Here is a 593-nt window from a genome sequence, read left to right as displayed (position 1 = left end):
TTTTTCTTCTCTTTTAATAAATTACTGCTGACTTGCTCGTTCTTATGAAGGCTGGTAGCAACCGAGGGTCACTCGATCATTCCCACCATAATCTTTTTCGGTGACAACTTGCTGATAACCAAAGCCACGCATGATCTCGCGAACCGCCTCGCCTTGGTCGTAACCGTGTTCGAAGGCAAGCCAACCGCCCTCTTCAAGATACTGACGAGCCAAATCGGAGATATGGCGAATATCCGCTAAGCCATTTTCATCAGCGACCAGCGCGGATTTTGGCTCAAAACGAACGTCACCTTGGGATAAATGCGGATCTTTCTCGTCAATATACGGCGGATTGGAAACAATTAAAGCAAACTTTGTTCCCTCTGCAATAGGCTCGAACCAGCTACCTTGGTCAAACGTCACATTTTTGATGTTTAGCTGCGCGGCATTGTACTCAGCAAGCTCTTTGGCCTCTTGTTTTAGGTCAACTCCCATTACCTGACGATTCGGTAGCTCAGACGCTAGTGCCAACGCAATTGCTCCTGTCCCCGTGCCTAGATCTAGAATCGATCCGGTCTGCCCATAGGTTTTATCCAAAGCAACTTCCACCAAAC

The 593-nt window shown here is 47.7% G+C and carries 1 protein-coding gene; it reads right to left on the bottom strand.

Going from position 1 to position 593, the window contains the following annotated elements:
• Positions 1-42: 42 nt before the first annotated feature.
• Positions 43-593, bottom strand: a 551-nt coding sequence (gene prmC / locus R7Z50_RS29180) for a peptide chain release factor N(5)-glutamine methyltransferase (RefSeq protein WP_318149971.1), incomplete at its 5' end; no start/stop codon positions are given.

The sequence above is a fragment of the Vibrio sp. 1249-1 genome (genome assembly GCF_033340495.1).
This window is presented reverse-complemented; position numbering and strand designations above follow the sequence as displayed.